Source organism: uncultured Winogradskyella sp., from assembly GCF_963975125.1.
Taxonomy (GTDB): domain Bacteria; phylum Bacteroidota; class Bacteroidia; order Flavobacteriales; family Flavobacteriaceae; genus Winogradskyella.
The window spans coordinates 1-21861 of record NZ_CAXBGB010000035.1; the positions used below are offsets into that span (position 1 = coordinate 1).

The 21861-nt window shown below is 33.1% G+C and carries 21 protein-coding genes; 9 read left to right on the plus strand and 12 right to left on the minus strand.

The features are described 5' to 3' along the window. The 6 genes from AAC053_RS06790 to AAC053_RS06815 form a co-directional block, all read right to left on the minus strand. The coding region (locus AAC053_RS06790; protein WP_339754477.1) for a 2Fe-2S iron-sulfur cluster-binding protein at window positions 1-350 on the minus strand (350 nt) is incomplete at its 3' end. Between the two features lies 1 nt (window position 351). Further along, window positions 352-1098 (minus strand): NADH:ubiquinone reductase (Na(+)-transporting) subunit E, encoded by a 747-nt coding sequence (gene nqrE, locus AAC053_RS06795; protein ID WP_339754479.1) that lies wholly within the window; start codon window positions 1096-1098, stop codon window positions 352-354. Between the two features lie 56 nt (window positions 1099-1154). Next, complete coding sequence (locus AAC053_RS06800; protein WP_339754482.1) at window positions 1155-1823, minus strand: NADH:ubiquinone reductase (Na(+)-transporting) subunit D; 669 nt, start codon at window positions 1821-1823, stop codon at window positions 1155-1157. Between the two features lie 3 nt (window positions 1824-1826). Beyond that, a complete protein-coding gene (locus AAC053_RS06805; RefSeq protein ID WP_339754484.1) occupies window positions 1827-2576 on the minus strand; it encodes a Na(+)-translocating NADH-quinone reductase subunit C in 750 nt (249 codons plus the stop codon). A gap of 5 nt (window positions 2577-2581) precedes the next feature. After that, window positions 2582-3808 carry an NADH:ubiquinone reductase (Na(+)-transporting) subunit B gene (locus AAC053_RS06810; RefSeq protein WP_339754487.1) on the minus strand — a complete coding sequence of 409 codons (1227 nt, stop codon included), beginning with the start codon at window positions 3806-3808 and terminating at the stop codon, window positions 2582-2584. Between the two features lie 99 nt (window positions 3809-3907). Then, on the minus strand, window positions 3908-5260 hold the full coding sequence (locus AAC053_RS06815) for a Na(+)-translocating NADH-quinone reductase subunit A (protein ID WP_339754491.1): 1353 nt from the start codon (window positions 5258-5260) through the stop codon (window positions 3908-3910). Between the two features lie 169 nt (window positions 5261-5429). Between AAC053_RS06815 and AAC053_RS06820 the strand changes: the two genes are divergently transcribed. From AAC053_RS06820 to apaG, 4 genes are all read left to right on the plus strand, one after another. After that, window positions 5430-5894, plus strand: coding sequence for a DUF6090 family protein (locus AAC053_RS06820; protein ID WP_339754493.1), 465 nt, complete (start codon window positions 5430-5432; stop codon window positions 5892-5894). A gap of 368 nt (window positions 5895-6262) precedes the next feature. Then, window positions 6263-7513: a DUF5103 domain-containing protein gene (locus tag AAC053_RS06825; RefSeq protein ID WP_339754495.1), complete on the plus strand. Its 1251-nt coding sequence runs from the start codon at window positions 6263-6265 to the stop codon at window positions 7511-7513. A gap of 72 nt (window positions 7514-7585) precedes the next feature. Continuing rightward, complete coding sequence (locus tag AAC053_RS06830; RefSeq protein WP_339754498.1) at window positions 7586-8962, plus strand: aminotransferase class V-fold PLP-dependent enzyme; 1377 nt, start codon at window positions 7586-7588, stop codon at window positions 8960-8962. Between the two features lie 62 nt (window positions 8963-9024). After that, window positions 9025-9411, plus strand: coding sequence for a Co2+/Mg2+ efflux protein ApaG (gene apaG, locus AAC053_RS06835; protein WP_045475426.1), 387 nt, complete (start codon window positions 9025-9027; stop codon window positions 9409-9411). Here the strand turns inward: apaG and AAC053_RS06840 are convergent. Continuing rightward, entirely contained in the window at window positions 9408-10415 is a 1008-nt protein-coding gene (locus AAC053_RS06840; RefSeq protein WP_339754502.1) for a DUF6695 family protein, read from the minus strand. The genes apaG and AAC053_RS06840 overlap by 4 nt on opposite strands. 141 nt (window positions 10416-10556) lie before the next feature. Here AAC053_RS06840 and pruA point away from each other — a divergent pair, with 141 nt between their 5' ends. Together pruA and AAC053_RS06850 are read left to right on the plus strand one after the other, a co-directional pair. After that, window positions 10557-12182, plus strand: a complete 1626-nt coding sequence (gene pruA / locus AAC053_RS06845) for an L-glutamate gamma-semialdehyde dehydrogenase (RefSeq protein WP_339754504.1) — start codon at window positions 10557-10559, stop codon at window positions 12180-12182. 145 nt (window positions 12183-12327) lie between these two features. Further along, on the plus strand, window positions 12328-14016 hold the full coding sequence (locus AAC053_RS06850; RefSeq protein ID WP_339754507.1) for a T9SS type A sorting domain-containing protein: 1689 nt from the start codon (window positions 12328-12330) through the stop codon (window positions 14014-14016). A gap of 45 nt (window positions 14017-14061) precedes the next feature. On the opposite strand, the gene rsmG is transcribed toward AAC053_RS06850, so the two are convergent. Beyond that, on the minus strand, window positions 14062-14688 hold the full coding sequence (gene rsmG / locus AAC053_RS06855) for a 16S rRNA (guanine(527)-N(7))-methyltransferase RsmG (RefSeq protein ID WP_339754510.1): 627 nt from the start codon (window positions 14686-14688) through the stop codon (window positions 14062-14064). Window positions 14689-14830: 142 nt separating this feature from the next. Between rsmG and AAC053_RS06860 the strand changes: the two genes are divergently transcribed. Both AAC053_RS06860 and AAC053_RS06865 read left to right on the plus strand, forming a co-directional pair. Then, window positions 14831-15928, plus strand: coding sequence for an acyl-CoA desaturase (locus tag AAC053_RS06860; RefSeq protein ID WP_339754513.1), 1098 nt, complete (start codon window positions 14831-14833; stop codon window positions 15926-15928). A 19-nt stretch (window positions 15929-15947) separates the two neighbouring features. Further along, complete coding sequence (locus tag AAC053_RS06865; protein WP_339754516.1) at window positions 15948-17132, plus strand: pyridoxal phosphate-dependent aminotransferase; 1185 nt, start codon at window positions 15948-15950, stop codon at window positions 17130-17132. 49 nt (window positions 17133-17181) lie between these two features. On the opposite strand, the gene AAC053_RS06870 is transcribed toward AAC053_RS06865, so the two are convergent. The 4 genes from AAC053_RS06870 to trkA form a co-directional block, all read right to left on the minus strand. Next, window positions 17182-17436: a hypothetical protein gene (locus tag AAC053_RS06870; RefSeq protein WP_339754519.1), complete on the minus strand. Its 255-nt coding sequence runs from the start codon at window positions 17434-17436 to the stop codon at window positions 17182-17184. A gap of 119 nt (window positions 17437-17555) precedes the next feature. Beyond that, a complete protein-coding gene (locus AAC053_RS06875; protein WP_339754520.1) occupies window positions 17556-17804 on the minus strand; it encodes a hypothetical protein in 249 nt (82 codons plus the stop codon). A 164-nt stretch (window positions 17805-17968) separates the two neighbouring features. Beyond that, window positions 17969-19471 (minus strand): potassium transporter TrkG, encoded by a 1503-nt coding sequence (locus AAC053_RS06880; RefSeq protein ID WP_339754521.1) that lies wholly within the window; start codon window positions 19469-19471, stop codon window positions 17969-17971. Between the two features lie 168 nt (window positions 19472-19639). Then, window positions 19640-20989, minus strand: coding sequence for a Trk system potassium transporter TrkA (gene trkA / locus AAC053_RS06885; RefSeq protein ID WP_339754524.1), 1350 nt, complete (start codon window positions 20987-20989; stop codon window positions 19640-19642). A gap of 140 nt (window positions 20990-21129) precedes the next feature. On the opposite strand from trkA, the gene ubiE reads away from it, so the two are divergent. Then, window positions 21130-21861 (plus strand): bifunctional demethylmenaquinone methyltransferase/2-methoxy-6-polyprenyl-1,4-benzoquinol methylase UbiE, encoded by a 732-nt coding sequence (ubiE, locus tag AAC053_RS06890; RefSeq protein ID WP_339754526.1) that lies wholly within the window; start codon window positions 21130-21132, stop codon window positions 21859-21861.

Sequence of the window (21861 nt, forward strand, 5' to 3'; positions counted from 1 at the left end):
TGACATGCTAAACGTATCCCTTCTTGCAGTTCTTTTCTTGTAAAATGAGGCGTTTCAGTAGGTAAAGCTTCACCTCCGCCTGATAATACATGACATTCGCATTGAATACAGGTGCCACCACCACCACATGCTGATGGTAAAAATATTTTTTGATTGCCTAAGGTTGTAAGCAATGTATCGCCAGAAGCTACTTCAATTTTATTTTCATCATTAATTGTAATCATTACAGGGCCTGAAGGTGCTAATTTTTGTTTTACAAATAATAGCAATGTTACCAATAACAATGTCACTACTAAAAAAGCTACTATTGTGGCTATGACTGTTCCTAATGTACCTACGGTTAAGATCATGTTACTTTATTACTTTAATATTATTATCGGCTATTGATTTTGTTTTTTCAACTTGCTTGGCCATCTTAATTTCATCTTCACTTGGGTTACTTTCAATGACTGCCGTTTTCACTTCTTTTGCTTCTTCATCTCCTCCAGTCAACATCCCTCCAAAACTCATAAACCCAATTGCCATTAAACCAGTGATAATAAATGTAATCCCCAATCCTCTTAATGCTGGTGGCACATTTGAATATTTAATTTTTTCGCGAATGGCTGCAATAGCTAAAATTGCTAAAAACCAACCAATACCAGAACTCACTCCATAATTAAAAGCTAATCCTAAGGTTTCAATCTCACGAGACTGCATAAATAAAGATCCTCCTAAAATGGCGCAGTTTACAGCAATCAATGGCAAGAAAATACCTAATGAATTATATAATGCTGGTGAAAATTTTTCTACAACTATTTCTACTAATTGCACCATAGTAGCTATGGTTGCAATAAATAATATAAAAGACAGAAAACTAAGGTCGTATTCTGCAAATTCAGGTCCTAACCAAGCCAATGCACCTTCTTGTAAAATATATTGATCCAATAACCAGTTTAAGGGTACGGTTACTGCCAACACAAATATTACAGCTGAACCTAAACCAATCGCTGTAGTAACTTTTTTAGAGACTGCAAGGTATGAGCACATCCCAAGGAATGTGGCAAATATTAAGTTGTCTATAAAAATTGATTTAAAAAATAACTCTATGTGTTCCATTTTTTTATGTATTGTAATCTTAAAACTTATTTATTGACTTCTAGTATCATTGTTTATTATATATCACAATGTCCTACAAGTTCGTCTTCCAATAAATCTTTATTCCTTGAGCGTTGTATCCAAATAATAATCCCAACCACTATAAGTGCCATAGGTGATAGTAGCATAAATCCGTTGTTTTCATAACCTAAAGCATAGACTCCAGTTTTTTCGATAGGATCTCCTAAAACTTTAAACCCAAGTAAGGTTCCAGATCCTAATAATTCCCTAAAGAACCCAATAATTACCAAAATGAGACCATATCCTAAGGCATTTCCAATGCCATCAAGAAAAGATGGCCAAGGTTTGTTAGCTAAAGCAAATGCTTCAAAGCGTCCCATAATGATACAGTTAGTGATAATTAATCCAACAAATACCGATAGTGTTTTACTCAACTCATAAGCGTAGGCTTTTAGTACTAAATCTACTATAATTACCAGTGTTGCAACCACAATTAACTGAACTATAATCCTGATTTTTGATGGAATGATATTTCGCATCAATGAAATAATCACATTCCCTACACCTAACACAAATAGTACAGAAATTGACATAACAATAGAAGCTTCCAACTCTGCTGTAATTGCCAATGCCGAACAAATACCCAATACTTGAATGGTTATTGGATTATTATCTGCTAAAGGGTCTAGTATTAATCTTGCATCTTTTTTTGATAAAAGTCCCATAAATTAGTTTTTTAAATTTTCGAAATAAGGTAGGTATAGTCTCAATTCAGATTTAATCATTGCCGATACACCATCTCCTGTTATAGTTGCTCCTGCAATGGCATCTACCTCATTGTCTTTTTTATCCATGTTTTTTGGGTCTGCATTACTTTTTGAAACATTAATACCTTTGAAGTTATTAGACTCGTCAAATAAATATTCACCAATAAAATCATCCATAAAAAAACGTTGATTAATATTGGCTCCCAGACCAGGCGTCTCACCTTTATGGTCAAAAAACGCACCTAGAACCACCATGTTTTCATCTAATGCCACATAACCCCAAATGGCATCCCATAAACCTTTTCCTCTTATTGGTGCGATATAATATTTTATACCGTCTTTTTCTCCTATAAGTAAAGGCAAGCGTCTTACATGGCTTGGACCTTTAGCCAAAGCATGTTCTTTTTTAAGGTCTAGCAAATAAGCGTTATTATCTTCGCTAATTTTATCTCCTTGGATTATAAACTGTTTGGTAATATATTTTTTGAACTCATCTTCAACAATATCTTTTGAAACAAAGCTCATGCTACTCTCTTCATTCTCGTTTACACCCATCGCATACAAAATATTAAGTTGTTTTTCTATACGCTTGTTTTCATCTATTTTATCTTTAAATCCTGATGCAGCAAAAGCCAATATTGAGCCAACCACTACAACCATTCCAATGGCAAAAAGTAGGGTATAAGAATTTTTATCAGTTGTCTTTTCCATTATTGCTATACTTTTTTTACTTTAAGACGTCTTAGACGGCGTTTTATATTTCCTTGAACCACATAATGGTCAATTGTTGGGGCAAACACATTCATTAATAAAATGGCAAGCATGACGCCTTCTGGATATGCAGGGTTAAACACGCGGATTAATATTGAAATAAACCCAATTAAAAATCCGTAAATCCATTTCCCTCTATTGGTTTGTGATGCAGTTACTGGATCTGTAGCCATAAATACAATACCAAAGGCAAGTCCACCTATTAATAAGTGATGCCAATAATGTGTACTCATTAAGCCATAGAACTTACTGCTTTGTGTAATCCAACCAGCGTCAACAACACTGTTGAAAATAAGCCCCATTACTACGGCTCCAATGACAGCAGAAAGCATGATACGCCAGCTTCCTATTTTGGTAAAGATTAAAAACAATCCTCCCAATAAAATCAGTAGGGTTGAAGTTTCACCAATAGAACCAGGAATAAAACCAAAGAACATATCTGCAACGGTATGCGTCACTGGGTTATTTTGGGCAATACCTCCAAGTATGGTTTCTCCAGAAATAGCATCTAAGTTGGCACCTTCTGCAATCTCCTGTCCTCTTTTAACTGCGCCTTCAACCCAAACTTTATCGCCACTCATCCAAGTTGGATAAGAGAAAAACAAAAAGGCTCTAATGGTTAAAGCGGGATTTAAAATATTCATTCCGGTGCCTCCAAACACTTCTTTACCAATGATAACACCAAAAACCACTGCAACTGCTAGCATCCAAAGTGGAATATCTATTGGGACAATTAATGGAACTAGCATTCCTGTTACTAAGTATCCTTCTTCAACTTCGTGTCCCTTTATTATGGCGAAAATAAATTCAATTCCTAAACCAACACCATAAGACACTAATATAAGTGGCAAAATTTTCCAAAAGCCAATAGTAAAGTTGGCCATAGACCAAAATTCTGAACTAAAGAAACCACTTGCAGCTGCTTGAATTTCTCCAACGGCTAAATTATGTTGGTAACCTGCATTAAACATTCCGAAAATTAAACACGGTACCAGAGCCAAAATAACGGTATTCATGGTGCGTTTTAAATCGTCAGCAACTTTTATATGAGTTCCATTATGTGTGGTCTCATTTGGCAAGTATAAGAACGTATGGATTGCACTAAATGCTGGTATCCACTTTTTATTCTTATTCTTTTCTTTAAAATTATGTAATTTATTTTTTAAACCCATTTTTATAATTTTTAGTTCCTAGATGCTTCAACTCAACCTCCTCTGTTGCTACTGTAAACAGGTGTGTTCAGCATAACATCTAAGTTCAACTAATTTATATTATCCAATTTCTTTAAGCATTAAGTCTAAACCTTCTCTAATAATTTTTTGATGAGGTTGCTTAGAAACACACACAAACTCTGTTAACGCGAAATCTTCTGGAGCAACTTCATACATTCCTAAAGCCTCCATTTCATCTATATCTCTATACATACATGATTTTAAGATTTGCATCGGAAAAATATCTAATGGAAAAACTTCTTCATAGCCACCAGTTACTACAAACGCTCTATGTTCTCCATTGGTGTTTGTGTTTAAATCGTATTTTTTACTAGGCTTTAACCAAGAAAATGTTAATGCTCTTGAGGTTGATATTTTATTAAAAACTGGTTTAGTCCATCCAAAAAATTCGTAATCATCACCTTCCGGAATAATTGAAATTGTATTGCTGTAATAATCTAAATTTCCATCTGGTTGTACTTGTTTCCCGCTGAGTACATTTCCGGAAATTATTCTAACGTTGGCATCTTTTTCAATACCATGGTCATAAATCATTGTTGCTATTTCGCTTCCAATTTTTGTAGTAAAATATCTTGGCTTTTGTACTGCTGAACCTACTAAAGCAACTACACGCTCTGCATTAAATTTTCCTGTAAGCAACAACTCTCCTATAATAACAAGGTCTTGAGCATTAACTGTCCAAACTACTTCCCCTTTATTAATAGGATCTACTTTATTGATTAAAGTCCCAACATTTCCAGAAGGATGTGGCCCTGAAATTTTATGAATAGTTGCACCAGAAAGGGTGGCTAAAGGTGAATTTGCATTCTTTCCTACAGAAATATGTACCTCACCATCAGTTAGTTTTCCTAGTGCAGTAATCGCAGCTTGCATCTCTGATTCTTTACCAGCTAAAGTATAGTCTAAATCAGCTGCTAAAGGCGCACTCGCATAACCAGAAATAAAAATTGCTTTAGGGGTTTTATCTGCTTTTGCAACGACATCATAAGGACGTTGTTTAATAAAAGCCCAACACCCAGATGCTAATAAATGAGATTTAACTTTATCTGCATCAGCAGATAAATCAAATTTACCATGATCTACATAGGCTTGTTCTTTGTCTGCATTAATTTTAATAGCGTCTATACGACGTCTTGGTCCACGTTTCACTTCAGTAACTTCACCAGAGACTGGCGAAACAAACTTCATAGTTTCATTATCCTTATTATAAAATAAGGTCTCACCTGCTTTAACACGTGCACCTTCTTTTGCAATAAGTTTTGGGATAATACTGTGGAAATCTTCAGGTCTTATAGAGTAGAAATTGCTAATAATAGCATTTTCTATAGTTTGTTCAGCTTCACCGACTAACTTTATATCTAAACCCTTTTTAATTCTGATGTCTTTTGACATATACTTTAAAGATTAGTTATCTAAAAATCGGTGCAAATTTACGAATTAATGAGCAATTATATTTTCAAATTAAAGTGAACCTCTTTTATTTATAACGATTTTAAATAAGCTAGCTGTGTTAGACCACGTATTAATAATTATATTTAAACTCAAATACTTTTAATTGAAGATGATAAAACTATTTAGAAATAGTCGTAAAAAATTGCTAAACGAAAACAAAACACAACGCTATTTTAAATATGCCATAGGCGAAATCGTACTTGTGGTTATTGGAATTTTAATTGCCCTACAGATTAACACATGGAATGAAAAAAGAAAAGCATCTAATGAAGAGCTAAAAATTCTAACGGCTTTACAATCCGATTTTCAAGTCTCAAAAAAGAGAATTGAAGAAACTATGTTAATGCAAAATAGAGTTATGGACTATAGTAGAATTTTATTGGAGATCCATGAACGCCAAGATCAAAAAGAATTTGAATACTTTGATAAAAATTTAGACTCTTTAGATTACCTAATTACTTATGGTACATCTTGGTATAGAGCCGAACCTGTCACAGGAGCCTATAATTCCTTGATAAGCGCTGGGAAAATTGATTTAATTCAAAACGAACATTTAAGACATCTGTTAGCCTAGTTTTCTGCAGATTTAGAATCTGGATTTGAGGATCATGAAGATGCAATGAGGTTATTAGGAAAAGTTGAAGACGAAATATCCAATTTTGTTCTCAAAATAGCGAGTAACAAATTCAGAGATCGCTTGAATTATAAACCTCGACAAATTAAAACTGTTGAAATTTCTGAATCTTTTTTTAAAAAAGATAAATTTTTTGGAAATCTATACCTTAAATCATTATTAGAGTATAATAGGATAGGAAGACAGCAAATAATGTTAGAATCAAGCAAATGCAATTTTATCAATTATAGATGAGAAGCTTAATAAATAATACAACGATGCTTAGGCATGGATTTTGATTATCTTTGATGCATCATAGATTTTTAAGAATGAAAAAGAACTTTTATAACATTTTATTGCTTTTACTATTGCCAACAATTTTGCTTTCTCAAGTAGAAGAAGTTAGTCCTCCTGATTTTATTAAAACAATAACTTTCAAAAGCAATACCACACAAGGTCAGCTACCAGTTTTAAAACTAGGTGAACCTTTAAATTTAGAATTTGATGCTTTAAATGGAGACGAAGAAGACTTCTATTATATAATAGAGTATTTTAATTTTGATTGGACACCTTCAATTCTAGTGAAATCTGAATATTTAAAAGGCTTAGATAATCAAAGAATTTTAACTTATGAGAATTCATTTAATACCTACCAAATTTACTCGCACTACGATTTAAGAATACCAAATATACAAACACGAGCTCTATTAAAGAGCGGTAACTATATGATTTCAATTTACGATGATTATGACGAACTTATGTTCAGTAGAAAATTCATGGTTTACGAAGATTTGGTCAATGTAGGAGCCATAATTAAACGTTCTAGAGACGTTAAAGTTATAGCAGAAAAGCAATCTGTGGATATGGTGATTTCTACAAATATCATCAATTTTAATAACCCTTTAGAAACTATTAAAACGCTTGTTATTCAGAATAACAACCTTAATACAGCCATTTCAGATTTAAAGCCACAATACACTTTAGGCAACGAACTTATCTATCGTTATGATACTGAGTCTGCTTTTTGGGGTGGAAATGAATATTTGTATTTTGAAAACAAAAATGTAAGAGCATCTAGTGTAGGTGTTCAATTTATTGAGCTAAAAGAGATTTATCACAATTATTTATATGCCAATACATCTCGAAAAGACAGACCTTACACATACAATCCTGATATAAATGGTAACTTTCAAATTACTGTTATAGATAGAACGGATGTTGATGTTGAAGCGGATTATACTATGATTCATTTCTCACTATTGCATGAAGAATTAAAAGATAAAAACCTACATGTTTATGGCAACTTTAATGCATTTGCTATTGAAGATTTTACCAAAATGGAATTTAACCCTGAAAGTGGACGTTATGAAAGTATGTTGCTATTAAAGCAAGGGTTTTACAACTACAAGTACGTTGCAGTAGATAAAATTACGGGAGAGTTAGACGAAGGCCTTATCAGTGGTGATTTTTGGCAAACCGAAAACAACTACAAAGTTTTGGTTTATTACAGAGATTTAGGTGCTCGTTTTGACCGTCTTATCGGTTATGGCGAAGCCTCTTCAGTAGATATCTCTAACTAAAAACGTAAGTAATATCGTATTCTACAGACTAAATTTATTTTAACTTTCACTATCTACTAAACGTTTTTAAATATGCAAAATGACATTGCCTTATTTTCTGAATTATGCGACGCTATTTTTGAAGCTGAAACCAATCAACCTGTCGCAAAGCCAATTCCTACTTCAGAATTATATCAACAATTAGATTTATCATTAAATAATGATGGTATTATAGATGACGAACTAAAGATCATACTGAAAGATGTTATAAAAAGCACTCCAAAAACAGCTTCGAAATCATTCTTTAATCAATTATTTGGAGGGCGTATTGGAAAGGCCGCACTAGGTGATTTAATTGCAGTACTACTTAATAATAGCATGTACACCTACAAAGTTGCTGGCCCACAAGTTGGTATCGAAAAGCAAGTCCTAAAAAGTATATGCCACTTAGCTGGCTATTCTAATGATAGTGATGGGACTTTAGCACCTGGTGGTTCTATAAGTAATATGATGGCGTTAATTATGGCTAGAGATCATAAAAACAAATCTATTAGAGCTGAAGGACTATTAAATTCAATGACACTATACACATCTAGAGAATCGCATTATTCTATTTCAAAAAATGCAGCATTAACTGGCATAGGTAGAAATCATGTAAGACTAGTAAATACTAACGCCAAAGGTGAAATGCTTACAGAACATTTAGATGAACTAATTAAGAAAGACATCAATGACGGTTACAAACCTTTCTTTGTAAATGCTACAGCAGGCACAACTGTACTTGGAGCTTTTGATGATATTGTAGCTATTAGTAAAGTCTGCAAAAAGTATAAACTATGGTTACATGTTGATGGCGCTTATTGTGGTGGTGTTATTTTTAGTAATTTGTACAAGCACTTGGTTAATGGTTTAGAACTTTCTGACTCCTTTAGTGTAAATGCTCATAAAATGTTAGGCACACCTTTGAGTTGCTCTGTTATTGTTACGCAACATAGAGAACAGTTACATCATTCCTTTTCTAATGAAGCAGATTATTTATACCAGACAGATGGAGATGATTATAATCTAGGAAAAACCTCCTTACAGTGTGGACGACGAAATGATGCCCTAAAACTTTGGACTTTATGGAAATCTGTTGGGACCAAAGGCTTAGAAAAAATTGTGGATAAGCAGTTCGAAATGGCAAAAATCGCAAGAGACTACATCAACGAACATAAAGATTATACCTTATATAGTTTTAACGATTCCATTTCTATATGTTTTAATTACAAAGGCATCACTGCTAATGAATTATGCACAGCACTTTACGAAAATTCAGAGCTTTTGGTGGGTTTTGGAAAATTCGAAGAAAATGAATTTGTTAGAATGGTTACAATAAACACAGAACTAGAAAAAGAAGACATTTTAGCCTTTTTTAAGACCATAGAGAGCTTTGTATCTGCACATTTGTTAAATTTATCTGCTTCTTAACGTTATTATTAGTTTATCATTCAAAAATTATGCTATTTTAGCATACAATTAATTTAAGATTAATGGTACAGCAAGTTACAAGCGGAATTAAAATTTCTGTTGAAACCAATTTTGAAGGCACATTTTATAAGAACTATAAAGTGCACTTTGCTTTTGGTTATAAAGTAACTATTGAAAACCAAAGTAAGGACTCTGTTCAGCTAAACACTAGACACTGGAAAATACTGGATGCCCTAAATAACGAAGAGATTATTGAAGGCGAAGGTGTTATTGGCAAAAAACCTGTTTTAAAACCAGGCGAATCTCACACATATAATTCAGGTTGTCTTTTAACTTCTCCTTTTGGAGCTATGCGTGGTCATTATAATATGGTAAATTTCACCAAAGCCAATAAGTTTAAAGTTTATATCCCAACATTTAAATTAAGTGCTCCTTTTGCACTTAATTAAAATTTATAATTTTTTATAAAATCAAATCTATATTGTTTAGAATCTTGTTCTATATGAAAGAATAAGCAATTAGAGTAATGTACAAATTGATAGTCCAAATTTATATTAAATCCTTGTTTATCAATTATATAAATACCATCGCAATCAATATTACCATAAGAAGAAATTCGTCTAAATCTAAACTCTAAATCACTTTTTATATCGTAAACCTCAAACCATGCTCCCGACCCAATACCACCAATCCATTGTGCATGCTCAACTTTAATATTGTTATGCTTCGGTTCAATGGTTCCTACTAAGCTTGGATTATATTCTTTAAGTTTATCTAAGAACAACCGTCTATTTTCTTTACTAACTGTAGAATTAAACTTATTTATTTCACCTTCTTCAGAAACCTTATAAACATAACTTTCTGTATCAGCAATAACGACGTTTCCAATAGTGCTCGGAGTAAACCACTTAGAGTTTTGTAATCTCTTTTTTATAGCTACATCTGTAGTACATGCGATTAAAGAATCAGTTACAAAACGCGCACAATTACTAGCCTTTTTTTTAAATGCTGCATACCTAATAAAGTCCTCGCACTGCATTTTGTCAATATATTTTCTTGCCAAATTATAATTTACTGCATCACAAACAGAAGCATACAAATTACCATCTCCATGAATTAGTTTAGGTTGAGTTGCTAAAAACTCTAGAATACTATCCAGATTTCGAATTTTATTGTTTTCTATTTTCGCGGTAATTGTAAAATTGAGTTCAAAATCGGTATTCCTTCCTCTTACTCTTCCATTTGGAGAAGATGTGATATAACGTCCAAAATCATAATACTCTAAAATACCTGTAGATTTATCAATTAAAACTAAAGCAGCATGACCGGCTCTCACATGGTTCTTACCTCCAACAAACAAAAATCTTAGAAACTTAGAATACCATTCTTTAGCATGAGGCACGATAGTTTCGGGATAGGCCAAAGTTAATATAAAGGCATCATTTTTTGACATAAAAACATTCTAATATTTCAGTAGGCAACTTACAAAAAAAATAGTTTTATAACAGCATAACTATAACGTTTGAAACTAATAATATATCATAAATATTGTACCTTTGCCCTTTTAAAAGTCAAACAAAAAATACAATCTATTATGGGAAAAGGATTCTTTAATGTACCATTAGCAGTTAATGAGCCAGTAAAATCATTCGCACCTGGTTCGCCAGAACGTAAAGCTGTTCAAGACGCATATAAGGCAATGTTTAACAGTAAGGTTGAAGTTCCTTTATATATCAACGGTGAAGATGTAAAAACTGGTAATACGAGAACAATGTCTCCTCCACACGATCATCAGCATATTGTTGGCAAATACCATATAGCAGAACAAAAACATATCGATTTAGCTATTGCAACAGCACTAGAAGCACGTAAGTCTTGGTCACAGATGCCTTGGGAACAACGTGCTGGAATTTTCTTAAAAGCTGCAGAATTAATTGCTGGCCCATACAGAGCAAAGATTAATGCAGCAACTATGATTGCACAATCTAAAACCGTTCACCAAGCTGAAATTGATGCATCTTGTGAGTTTATTGATTTCTTACGTTTTAATGTTCAGTTTATGACTGACATTTACATGGAGCAACCAGAAAGCACAAGTGAGGCATGGAATAGAGTAGAATACAGACCACTAGAAGGGTTTACTTACGCTGTAACACCGTTTAACTTTACTGCTATTGCTGGTAATTTGCCAGCTTGTATGGCATTAATGGGTAATGTTGTGGTTTGGAAACCTAGCGATAGTCAAGTGTATTCTGCAAAAGTAATTATGGACGTCTTTAAAGAAGCAGGTGTACCAGATGGTGTTATAAATGTTGTTTTTGGTGACCCAGTAATGATTACAAATACAGTATTAGCAAGTCCAGATTTTTCTGGTTTACATTTTACAGGTTCTACATTTATTTTTAAAGAACTATGGAAACAGATTGGCAACAATATCCATAACTATAAAACCTACCCAAAAATTGTCGGTGAAACTGGTGGTAAAGATTTTATCGTTGCTCACAAATCAGCAAATGCTAAACAAGTAGCAACTGCTATTGCGCGTGGTGCTTTTGAGTTTCAAGGTCAAAAATGTAGTGCTGCATCCAGAGCCTATATTCCAAAAAGTATTTGGACAAATGTTAAGAAATATCTCTTAGAAGATATGAAGTCATTCAAAATGGGTTCACCTGAAGATATGAGCAACTTTATTACAGCAGTAATACACGAAGGTTCTTTCGATAAATTAGCAAAATATATCGATGGTGCAAAAACGGATAGTGATGCAGAAATCATTGCTGGTGGTAATTATGATAAATCTAAAGGTTACTTTATAGAACCTACAGTTATTGTTGCTTCAAACCCAAAATATACAACAATGTGTACTGAACTTTTTGGCCCTGTAATGACCATATATGTATATGAAGACGATAAGTTTTCAGAAACTTTAAAATTAGTTGACGACACTAGTGAGTATGCTTTAACCGGTGCTATTATTTCAGCAGATCGTTATGCTGTTGAAGAAGCTACAAAAGCTTTACAAAACTCCGCTGGCAACTTCTACATAAATGACAAACCTACAGGAGCTGTTGTCGGACAACAACCTTTTGGTGGTGCAAGAGCATCTGGCACAAATGACAAAGCAGGTAGCGCGCAAAACTTATTGCGTTGGGTGTCCCCTAGATTAATTAAGGAAACTTTTGTGACTCCAACAGACTATAGGTATCCTTTTTTAGGCTAAATTCTATAATAAATTGATAATTAAATCCTTAGAAGCACATCCTTTTAAGGATTTTTTTTGCTTTTAATAGAAATGCCACTAAAAAAATATAATAGCAAGACTAAACTTTGTATCTTTTGAGTCTTAATTACAAAAATTTCTACCTATGAAAAAAAATTACTTTTTTATCTTATTATTCTTACCTGTTTTAATTTTTGCTCAAACAGAATTTACATCTAGTATTACGCCAAGTTTATCTGCCTACGGTGAGACTACAGATTATCCTGGTGAAGGAGAGTATCAGATTTTTTTAAGTGCTGATGAAATTTTAGACAAACCAATTATTGTTGTTGATGGTTTTGATCCAGGTGACACTAGAAACATCAGTGATTTATATAGTTCATTAGATTTTACAGGAACTTCAGGGGTACAAAATTTAGCAGATTTAGTTCGCGCAGAAGGTTTTGATGTGGTTTTATTAAATTTCCCTACATATATTAGAGCTGCTGATGGATCTACTGTAGATGGAGGAGCAGATTTTATGGAAAGAAATGCTATGTTATTAGTAGAACTTCTTGATATAATTAATACAGCAAAAGCACCAAACAGCCCAGAGCAGAATGTTATTATTGGTCCAAGTATGGGAGGAATTATAGCGCGTTATGCTTTAAAGTACATGGAAAATGAAACTATAGATTCAGATACTAGATTATATATATCTTTTGACTCACCTCACCTTGGCGCTAATGTGCCGATTGGTTTACAGCATCAACTGAACTTTTTAGCCAATAACTCTTTGAGTCCTGTAGCAGAATTAGAGCCCTTAATTGATGGGTTTCTTAAATCACCTGCAGCGAGACAATTATTAGTTGATCATTTTGAATCTCATTTATCTGGCGCAGATGCATTTACTTTTGACCCATTACTGACATTGCCTCAACCTCATTCTTTCAGGACAACGTTTGAATCTGGAGTTAGTGGATTTCCTGAAAATGTTCGTAATGTTGCTATAATAAATGGTAGTGGTATAGGCAATACCTATTTAGCAAAAGACGGTATTACACCAGTAACAAATGGTTTCACAATGGTAAACACAACACTCCCTGTTGATTCTGGTGTTATTGGAATAATAGATGTGGAAATAGAATTATATATGACACCTAGTGCAGGATCTTCTCAGCAAGTAAGTCGTTTCTTTGCACCACTTTTACCGCCGTTTATTCCAAATTTAGAGTCAATTGCAAGTTCTGGTACTACAAATTTTGATGGTGTAGATTCTGCACCAGGTGGTTTGTTCGATTTATCAGCGTTAACTGGTGATTTAGGAGCTGGAGGTGGCATTGCTGCTGATTTTTTAGCAGCTTTGCAAATTGATAAGTTTAGCTTCATTCCTTCTGTTAGTGGACTAGCTCTCGACATTACTGAGGAAGCAACTGATGATGATATTAACTGGCATCACAATATAAACTTAGCAGGAAGGGCTACCACAAATGTAACTCCGTTTGATAATACTTTTTTACCAGACGACAATGAACCGCATGTGCAGTTAACAGAAGCAAATGTAGCTTTTGCATTAACTGAGATTTTAAGCCTTCCTTTGAGTGTTTCAAATAATAATTTGTTTGAATTTCAGTTAGAAAACAATCCTATTGATAGTCAATTAGTATTACTGTCTAATACTAATACTAAAGCAAATATTAGTATAATAGATGTAACAGGAAAAATAGTTTTTAATACGACTATGGCTTTAAATAACCGCAGTTTAATACCTGTAAATTTAGCCTCGGGTTTTTATATCTTAAATATTACAAGCGATAACAATGCAAGTTTTGTAACTAAGTTTTTAGCCAAATAAAGTTTTGATTGTGAAACAGAAAAGCTTCTCAACTGAGAGGCTTTTTTATTTATGTTTCATAGGTAAATAAATAATTTTTTTAGTTTCAAAAAAATCTTCATCAAAATAATCTGAAAGTAAAAAAGCTTTTACATTAGTATATTGCTTTAACTCTTCTGTTAAATCACCACCCTTAAGATAGAGGATTCCATTCTTTAATTCATTCTGTTGTTTCTTAGCAACTTTTCCTTTCACCCATTTGGTAAACTCTGGCATAGCCGTAACAGCTCTGCTCACAATAAAATCAAAAGTTTTATCTACTGCTTCAACCCTACTATGCGTAGTTTTTACATTAGTTAAATCAATAGCTTCACAAACCGCATTTATCACTTTCAACTTTTTATTAATACTATCTACTAAATGAAATTGACAATTTGGAAATAATATCGCTAAAGGTACACCAGGAAAACCACCTCCTGTGCCTACATCTAAAATTGAAGAATTATCCTTAAACTGAATCACCTTGGCAATAGCCAAAGAATGCAGCACATGTCTTAAATAGAGGTCATCAATATCTTTACGAGATACAACATTTATCTTAGCATTCCAGTCTTTGTACAAACCTTCTAGCGCTTCAAATTGATGGATTTGAGTTTCAGTTAAATCTGGGAAATATTTTAGGATAAGCTCCATAACATATAATTTTTGTAAAAATACTTAATTTAGTGTGTATAATTTAATGCTAAAGCATAATGCTCGATTTTAAATATTAACTATCTTTGGCGCGTTATAATGTAACTCATTCCCTAGCGTTATAACCTTAAATACAGATTAAATGGCACAACAAACCCTATCTTTTTCTAGAGCAGACTCAGCCAAGTTCTTTAGAACACTAAACAAACGCGTTAACAATTATTTTAAAGAAAATAATATAAAACGCACTGGAAACTGGCAACTTTGGCTAAAAACTATTGTAATGTTTGCCATGTTCTTAGCACCTTACTTCTTATTATTAACACTAGATATTCCTACTTGGGCACAATTACTTTTAACTATAGTTATGGGAATAGGCATGGCTGGTGTTGGTATGAATGTGATGCACGATGGTAACCATGGATCCTTTTCTAACAAAGAATGGGTTAATAGATTAATGGGTAGCAGTATTTACATTTTAGCAGGTAATGTTTACAACTGGAAAGTACAACATAACGTTTTACACCATACATACACTAACATTCACGGTCATGATGAAGATTTAGAAGCTGGTAGAGTTTTACGTTTTTCTGAGCATACAGAATGGCATAAACATCATAAATTTCAGCATTACTATTCTATTTTATTATACGGTTTACTAACCATTAATTGGGCAATTACCACAGATTTTCAACAAATGAGACGCTACATGAAGCGTAAATTATCTTACGGAAAATTTCCTAATCCAGTAGTAAATTGGAGTAAGTTGGTGATTTCAAAACTAATCTATTTAGCCATGTGGATTGTATTGCCAATTTTATTAACAGATATAGCTTGGTACAAAATTTTAATTGGATTTTTAATTATGCATTATGTTGCCGGCTTAATTCTAAGTGTCGTATTTCAATTAGCACATGTTATGGATGAGGCAGAAATGCCAATACCAGAAGCAGATGGGACAATGAAAAATACTTGGGCCATACACCAACTTAAAACTACAGTAAATTTTGGTGCTAAAAGTAAAATTATAAATTGGTACACAGGTGGATTGAATCACCAAGTAGAGCACCATATTTTTCCACATATTAGTCATGTCCATTATGGGAAAATTGCCAAGATTGTGAAAGAAACTGCTAAGGAATTTAACTTACCTTACAAAGAATACGAAACAACAAGAAAAGCTATTGTAGCACATTTTAGATTTTTAAAAGAAATGGGCATGAGACCAGCACAAGCATAATTCTATTATTATATAATCCATGAACCAACTTTCGGATAGAATTAACAATCTATCGACATCAGCCACCCTTGCTATGGCGGCAAAAGCTAGAGAATTAAGAGCAGAGGGAAAAGATATTATAGGATTAAGTTTGGGAGAGCCCGATTTTAATACTCCAGATTTTATTAAAAACGCAGCGATTGAAGCTGTAAATCAAAATTACAATAGCTACACACCAGTTGATGGTTATGTAGAGTTGAAAGAAGCTATTATCACTAAATTTAAGCGTGATAATAATCTTAGTTACACCTTACCACAAATTGTAGTTTCTACAGGTGCAAAGCAGGCATTATTTAATATTGCAGCTGTAATGCTCAATGAAGGAGACGAAGTTATTTTACCTTGTCCTTATTGGGTAAGTTACAGTGATATTGTAAAGCTTAATGACGGAGTGCCAGTAGAAGTAGAAACGTCTATTGAGAATGATTTTAAAATGACCGCTAAACAGCTCGAAGCTGCTATAACTCCAAAAACAAAAATGATTTGGTACAGTTCTCCTTGTAATCCAAGTGGATCTGTTTACAGCAAAGTCGAATTGAAAGCATTGGCAGACGTGTTGAAGAAATATCCTAACATCTACGTGGTTTCTGATGAAATATACGAACACATCAACTTTATTGGTGATCATTATAGTATGGCACAGTTTGATGATCTGTACGATAGAACTATCACTGTAAACGGAGTTTCAAAAGCCTTTGCAATGACAGGTTGGAGAATCGGTTATATTGGTGCACCAGATTGGATTGCCAGAGCCTGTAACAAAATGCAAGGTCAAATTACTAGTGGTGCTAATTGTATCGCACAACGTGCCGTAATTACTGCATTAAAAGCACCAGCATCTAGTGTACAATATATGGTCGATGAATTTAAAGTACGACGCAAACTTATTTTAGATTTATTACGTGAAATAGATGGTTTTAAAACTAATGAGCCAGAAGGAGCATTCTATGTATTCCCAAATGTGTCTGCTTATTTTGGAAAAACCATAAAGGGTAAAACAATTAATAACGCTACAGATATGTCTTTATTCTTATTAGAAGAAGCGTTAGTTGCTACTGTAACTGGTGAAGCATTTGGAAACCCTGATTGTATTAGAATTTCTTATGCAGCATCTCAAGACAATATTAAAGAAGCTGTTAAGCGTATTAAACTAGCATTATCGTAGGTTAATGTATTAACCACCTTTTTTAATAATAAACCTGTCAGGTTTATTATTACGATATAAAGAGCAACCAAACCAAACCTAAAATTATTATGGTTGAAAATCCAATAACTTTTAATAAAAGTAATTGATTTTCTTCTTTAAATTTCTGCCTAATATCTCTTAATTGCTTTGGTGTTGCTTTCGGTAAATCGTATTCTGTTTTTCTGTTTTTTCCATAGCCACCAAACGTCTTTTTAAACTTAGTCCGTTTGTGCATCATTCTATCATTGTTTTTCAGTATAGTAATCATTGCTTGAATTGCCATAAGTTCTAAATTTTAATTAAAAAAAAGGATATAGTAAATAGCATCAGCACATCGTAAAATGGCTATTGTAATTGTAAAAGACAGTGAAAAATCTAAAAATAAAAAGTTTAGATGACTTCTTAAAATAAAGTTACTAAGGCTATAGCAAAAACCGATAGTTTTAAGATTACAACGGTATAATTTGCCGCGTTTAATTGAGAAGATTTTATGCGTTGTCTAATTCCGAATACTGATTTTGTAGTTGACGCGCTAAAATTATGCTTCACAACAGATTTGTAATTAGAATTTAATAAGCCTTGTGTTGTAAAATGAAATCCCTCAGTGGGTTCTGGCACAGATTCTAAAGTTGTGTTTACTGCTAATTCCATGATTTCTGTTTTTGGTTGGTTATACAAGTAAGACGTGCAATTGCTATAAATGTTACACCTTGTGTTTCAATACATAACAAAATACAACCATTAAAAAACACGGAACTATTAGTGAAATTATAGGCTAGCTAAATTTTAAAAAATCTTTAAAAAAGGTGATTATTTTATCTATTCCTCCAAAAGAAAGGTGTCAATAATATAAGTACTGTGAATAACTCTAAACGTCCAATAAGCATTAAAAACGAAGCCCACCATTTTCCTAAAGGAGGTAAAGCTGCATAATTATTTACAGGCCCAAAATCACCAAAAGCAGGTCCTACATTTCCTAAACTAGAAGCTGATAGACCAATTGCAGATAAAAAATCTATCTGCATCATAGAAAAAACTAAAGCACCAACAATAAACGATAACATATAAAGAATAAAGAATCCTAAAATATTAAATACAATATCACCAGAAACCGGTTTTCCGTTATATCTAACAGGTAAAATAGCATTGGGATGCAGCGCACGCTTAAATTCTATAAAGCCATTTTTTATTAAAATCAACTGACGTACTACTTTTACTCCACCAGAAGTACTACCTGCAGAACCTCCTAAAAACATTAAGCCAAAAAAGAAAACAGTTAAAAAGGGTGTCCATAAAGTATAATCTGCGGTTATGAACCCAGTTGTAGTTATAACTGACAGTATTTGAAACATTCCGTGCCTTACTGCACTTTCAAACTCTCCTAAAACCATTGGATGGTCAATAGAAGACTGTGAAACGTCTGCTCTAAAATAAATTAACAAGGCAGCTATAACAGTAAAAATAGCAATAAACTTAAAGTAGAGTTTAAACTCTTCGTCTTTTATAATTTTAGAAACCTTGCCTTTAAATAAGTAATAACTCAGCACAAAATTAGTCCCAGCTAAAAACATAAAAAACATAATGATATACTGTATGGCAGGATTATCGTTCCAATGTGCAACACTTGCATTTTTAGTAGAAAACCCTCCAGTAGATAAGGTGCTTAAGGCATGGTTAATGGCGTCAAAAAAGGACATACCTGCAACTTTTAAAAGAATCGTTTCGGCAGCCGTATAGCCAACATAAATAAGCCATAAACGCTTAGCTGTATCTGTAATTCTAGGATGTAACTTATCGCCTCCAGGACCTGGAGCTTCTGCCGCAAATAATTGCATACCTCCTATTCCAAGCAACGGTAAAATAGCTATGGCTAAGACGATGATTCCCATACCACCTATCCAATGGGTTATGCTTCTCCAAAACAATACTCCTTTGGGCACCACCTCAATATCATTTAAAATACTAGCTCCAGTAGTGGTATAGCCAGACATAGTTTCGAAAAAAGCATCTGTAAATGATGGAATAACTTCCGTGACTAAGTAAGGTAAAGTTCCTGTTAAGGACATCACAATCCAACCAAAGGCTACAACAATATAACCTTCACGTTTATTCATTTCTTTACGATGATTTTTTGTGCCAATCATAGCAAAGGTTCCAATAAGTAGGGTTACTAAACCTGCAAGAAATAAATTGAATGTAACACCATCTTTATAAATGAGGCTTATTAAAGTTGCTATCATCATAAAACCACCATTAAACAATAACAGTAATCCCAAAAAATGGAAGATGATTTTATAATTAAGCTTTATACGAGACATAATATCAATTCTAATTTAAAATTGCTTTAAAGAAAATGATGATTTATTCTCTTTATATGATGAAAAAAAACTAAGCATAACCTCAGTTACAGTTTCCTTTTTTTTGCTGAAACAAGAAGGAGGAAAGAGCGTTATATTGTGGTCATTTTAGGCACTAATTGATCTTAATTATGAGAAAAAAGTTTCTACCTCAGATATAGAACGTGGTAAACAACAAACAACAACGCGATCACCAGACTCTATCTTAAAGCTTCCCAATGGAATTAAACCGTTTCCATCTCTAATAACACCTCCAAAAATTGCTGATCTCGGGAAATTTAAATCCTTAATTAATTTATTGGTGATTTTAGAATTTGGCTTCACTACAAATTCTAAAAGTTCAGCATTCATATTTGTTAGCTTAGTCATGGCTACAACCTCCCCTTTTCTGATATATCTAAATATATTATTTGCAGCAAGTAATTTCTTATTAATTAACGTATCTATTCCAATAGACTGAGATAATTGGTAATAATCCATGTTTTCTACTAAGGCTATGGTTTTCTTTACACCTTTAGACTTGGCTAGTAGGCATGACATTATATTAGTTTCAGAATTACCTGTTACCGAAATAAAAGCATCCATATCCGAAATATTTTCTTCTTCTAATATTTCTACATTTCTACCATCACCACAAATTACTAATGCATTAGGTAAATTTTCAGCTAAATCTTCAGCTACGGATTTATTACTTTCAACAAGTTTTACATTAAACTTACTTGCACATAGATCTTTTGCGGTTTTATAGCCTATTTGACTACCACCAAGAATCATTATGTTCTTAATATCAACCTTTACTTTTCCTGATAATTCAAATAATTCATCATCACCTCCCTTCGAAGTCATAAAAACGACTTTATCGCCTTCTTTAAAAATAGTATCTCCTCTCGGAATAATAGTATATTGCGTACCATAACGCTGAATAGCAATGGGTATAAAGTGTAATTCAGAATACAGCTCAGCAGCTTCTTTTACGGTTTTATCAACAAATGTTGCCGTTCTAGACAAGCGCAAGCCTAACATGGTCAATGCACCATCTTCAAATTCATAAGTGTCATTAAACCCATACTGATTTAATAGTAGTTCTATCTCTGAAGCCGCTAAAGACTCCGGAGAAATTAATTCGTCAATACCAAATTTTGAAAACCCTACGGTTTCCTTATGGTCTATAAATTCTGTATTAGATATACGTGCAATAGTTCGTTTTGCACCTAGTTGCTTTGCTAAAACACCAGCTGTAATATTGGTCGTTTCGGAAGACGTTACTGCAATAAATAGATTTGCGCTCCCAATCCTTGCCTCTTTTAAAGTAGCAATAGAAGTTGCATCACCTTTAATTGTTTTTATATCTAGATGCGTACCAGCATAAACTAAATTTTCCTTTTTTGTATCAATAAGAGTTATCTCTTGTGACTCGTAGGATAGTAATTTTGCTAAATGAAATCCTACCTCTCCAGCACCTGCAATAATTATTTTCATTGTTCCTAGTTGAAATAAACATGCAAATATACTAAGAAGTTATAAGTGTAACTGCTGATTAAGGACTTTTTCAATCTAACTTTAAATACTTACAACTTTAAGTCCTTAGAACTTATCCATATATTTGCAGAAATTTTTTGATGTCTAAAAAAGTAAATCCATATAAAGATAGTTACTTATCCAAAAAGGTTCAGGTTACAAAAATGTTTGACACCATATCTAAAGAGTATGATGGATTAAACAGAGTCATCTCTTTTGGTATTGATGTAAAGTGGAGAAATAAGGTCGTAAAACTGGTTGCCAATGAAAACCCTAAAAACATCTTAGACATTGCCACAGGAACAGGTGATTTAGCCATTAGCCTAACATCTACCAATGCCAAGGAAATTATTGGACTAGACATTAGTGGTGGCATGCTAGAAGTTGGCCGTAAGAAAATAAGTTCTAAAAAATTAGATGATATTATCTCAATGGTTATTGGTGATTCTGAAGATTTACCCTTTAAAGATAATACCTTTGATGCCATAACTGTTGCATTTGGTGTACGTAATTTTGAAAATTTAGAAAAGGGCCTTTCTGAAATTTTAAGAGTTTTAAAACCTAATGGCATTTTTGCTATTTTAGAGACTTCAGTACCAACGAATCCTATATACAAAATAGGCTACAAATTTTACTCTAAACTCATTCTCCCAACCATAGGGAAATTATTTTCAAAAGATAGAGTTGCTTATAAATATTTAAGTGAATCCGCTTCTGTTTTCCCTTATGGTGAAGCATTAAACAATATTTTAAGAAAAATTGGGTTTATTAATGTCGAAGACAAACCACAAACCATGGGTGTAGCTACAATTTACACAGCATCTAAAGCATAA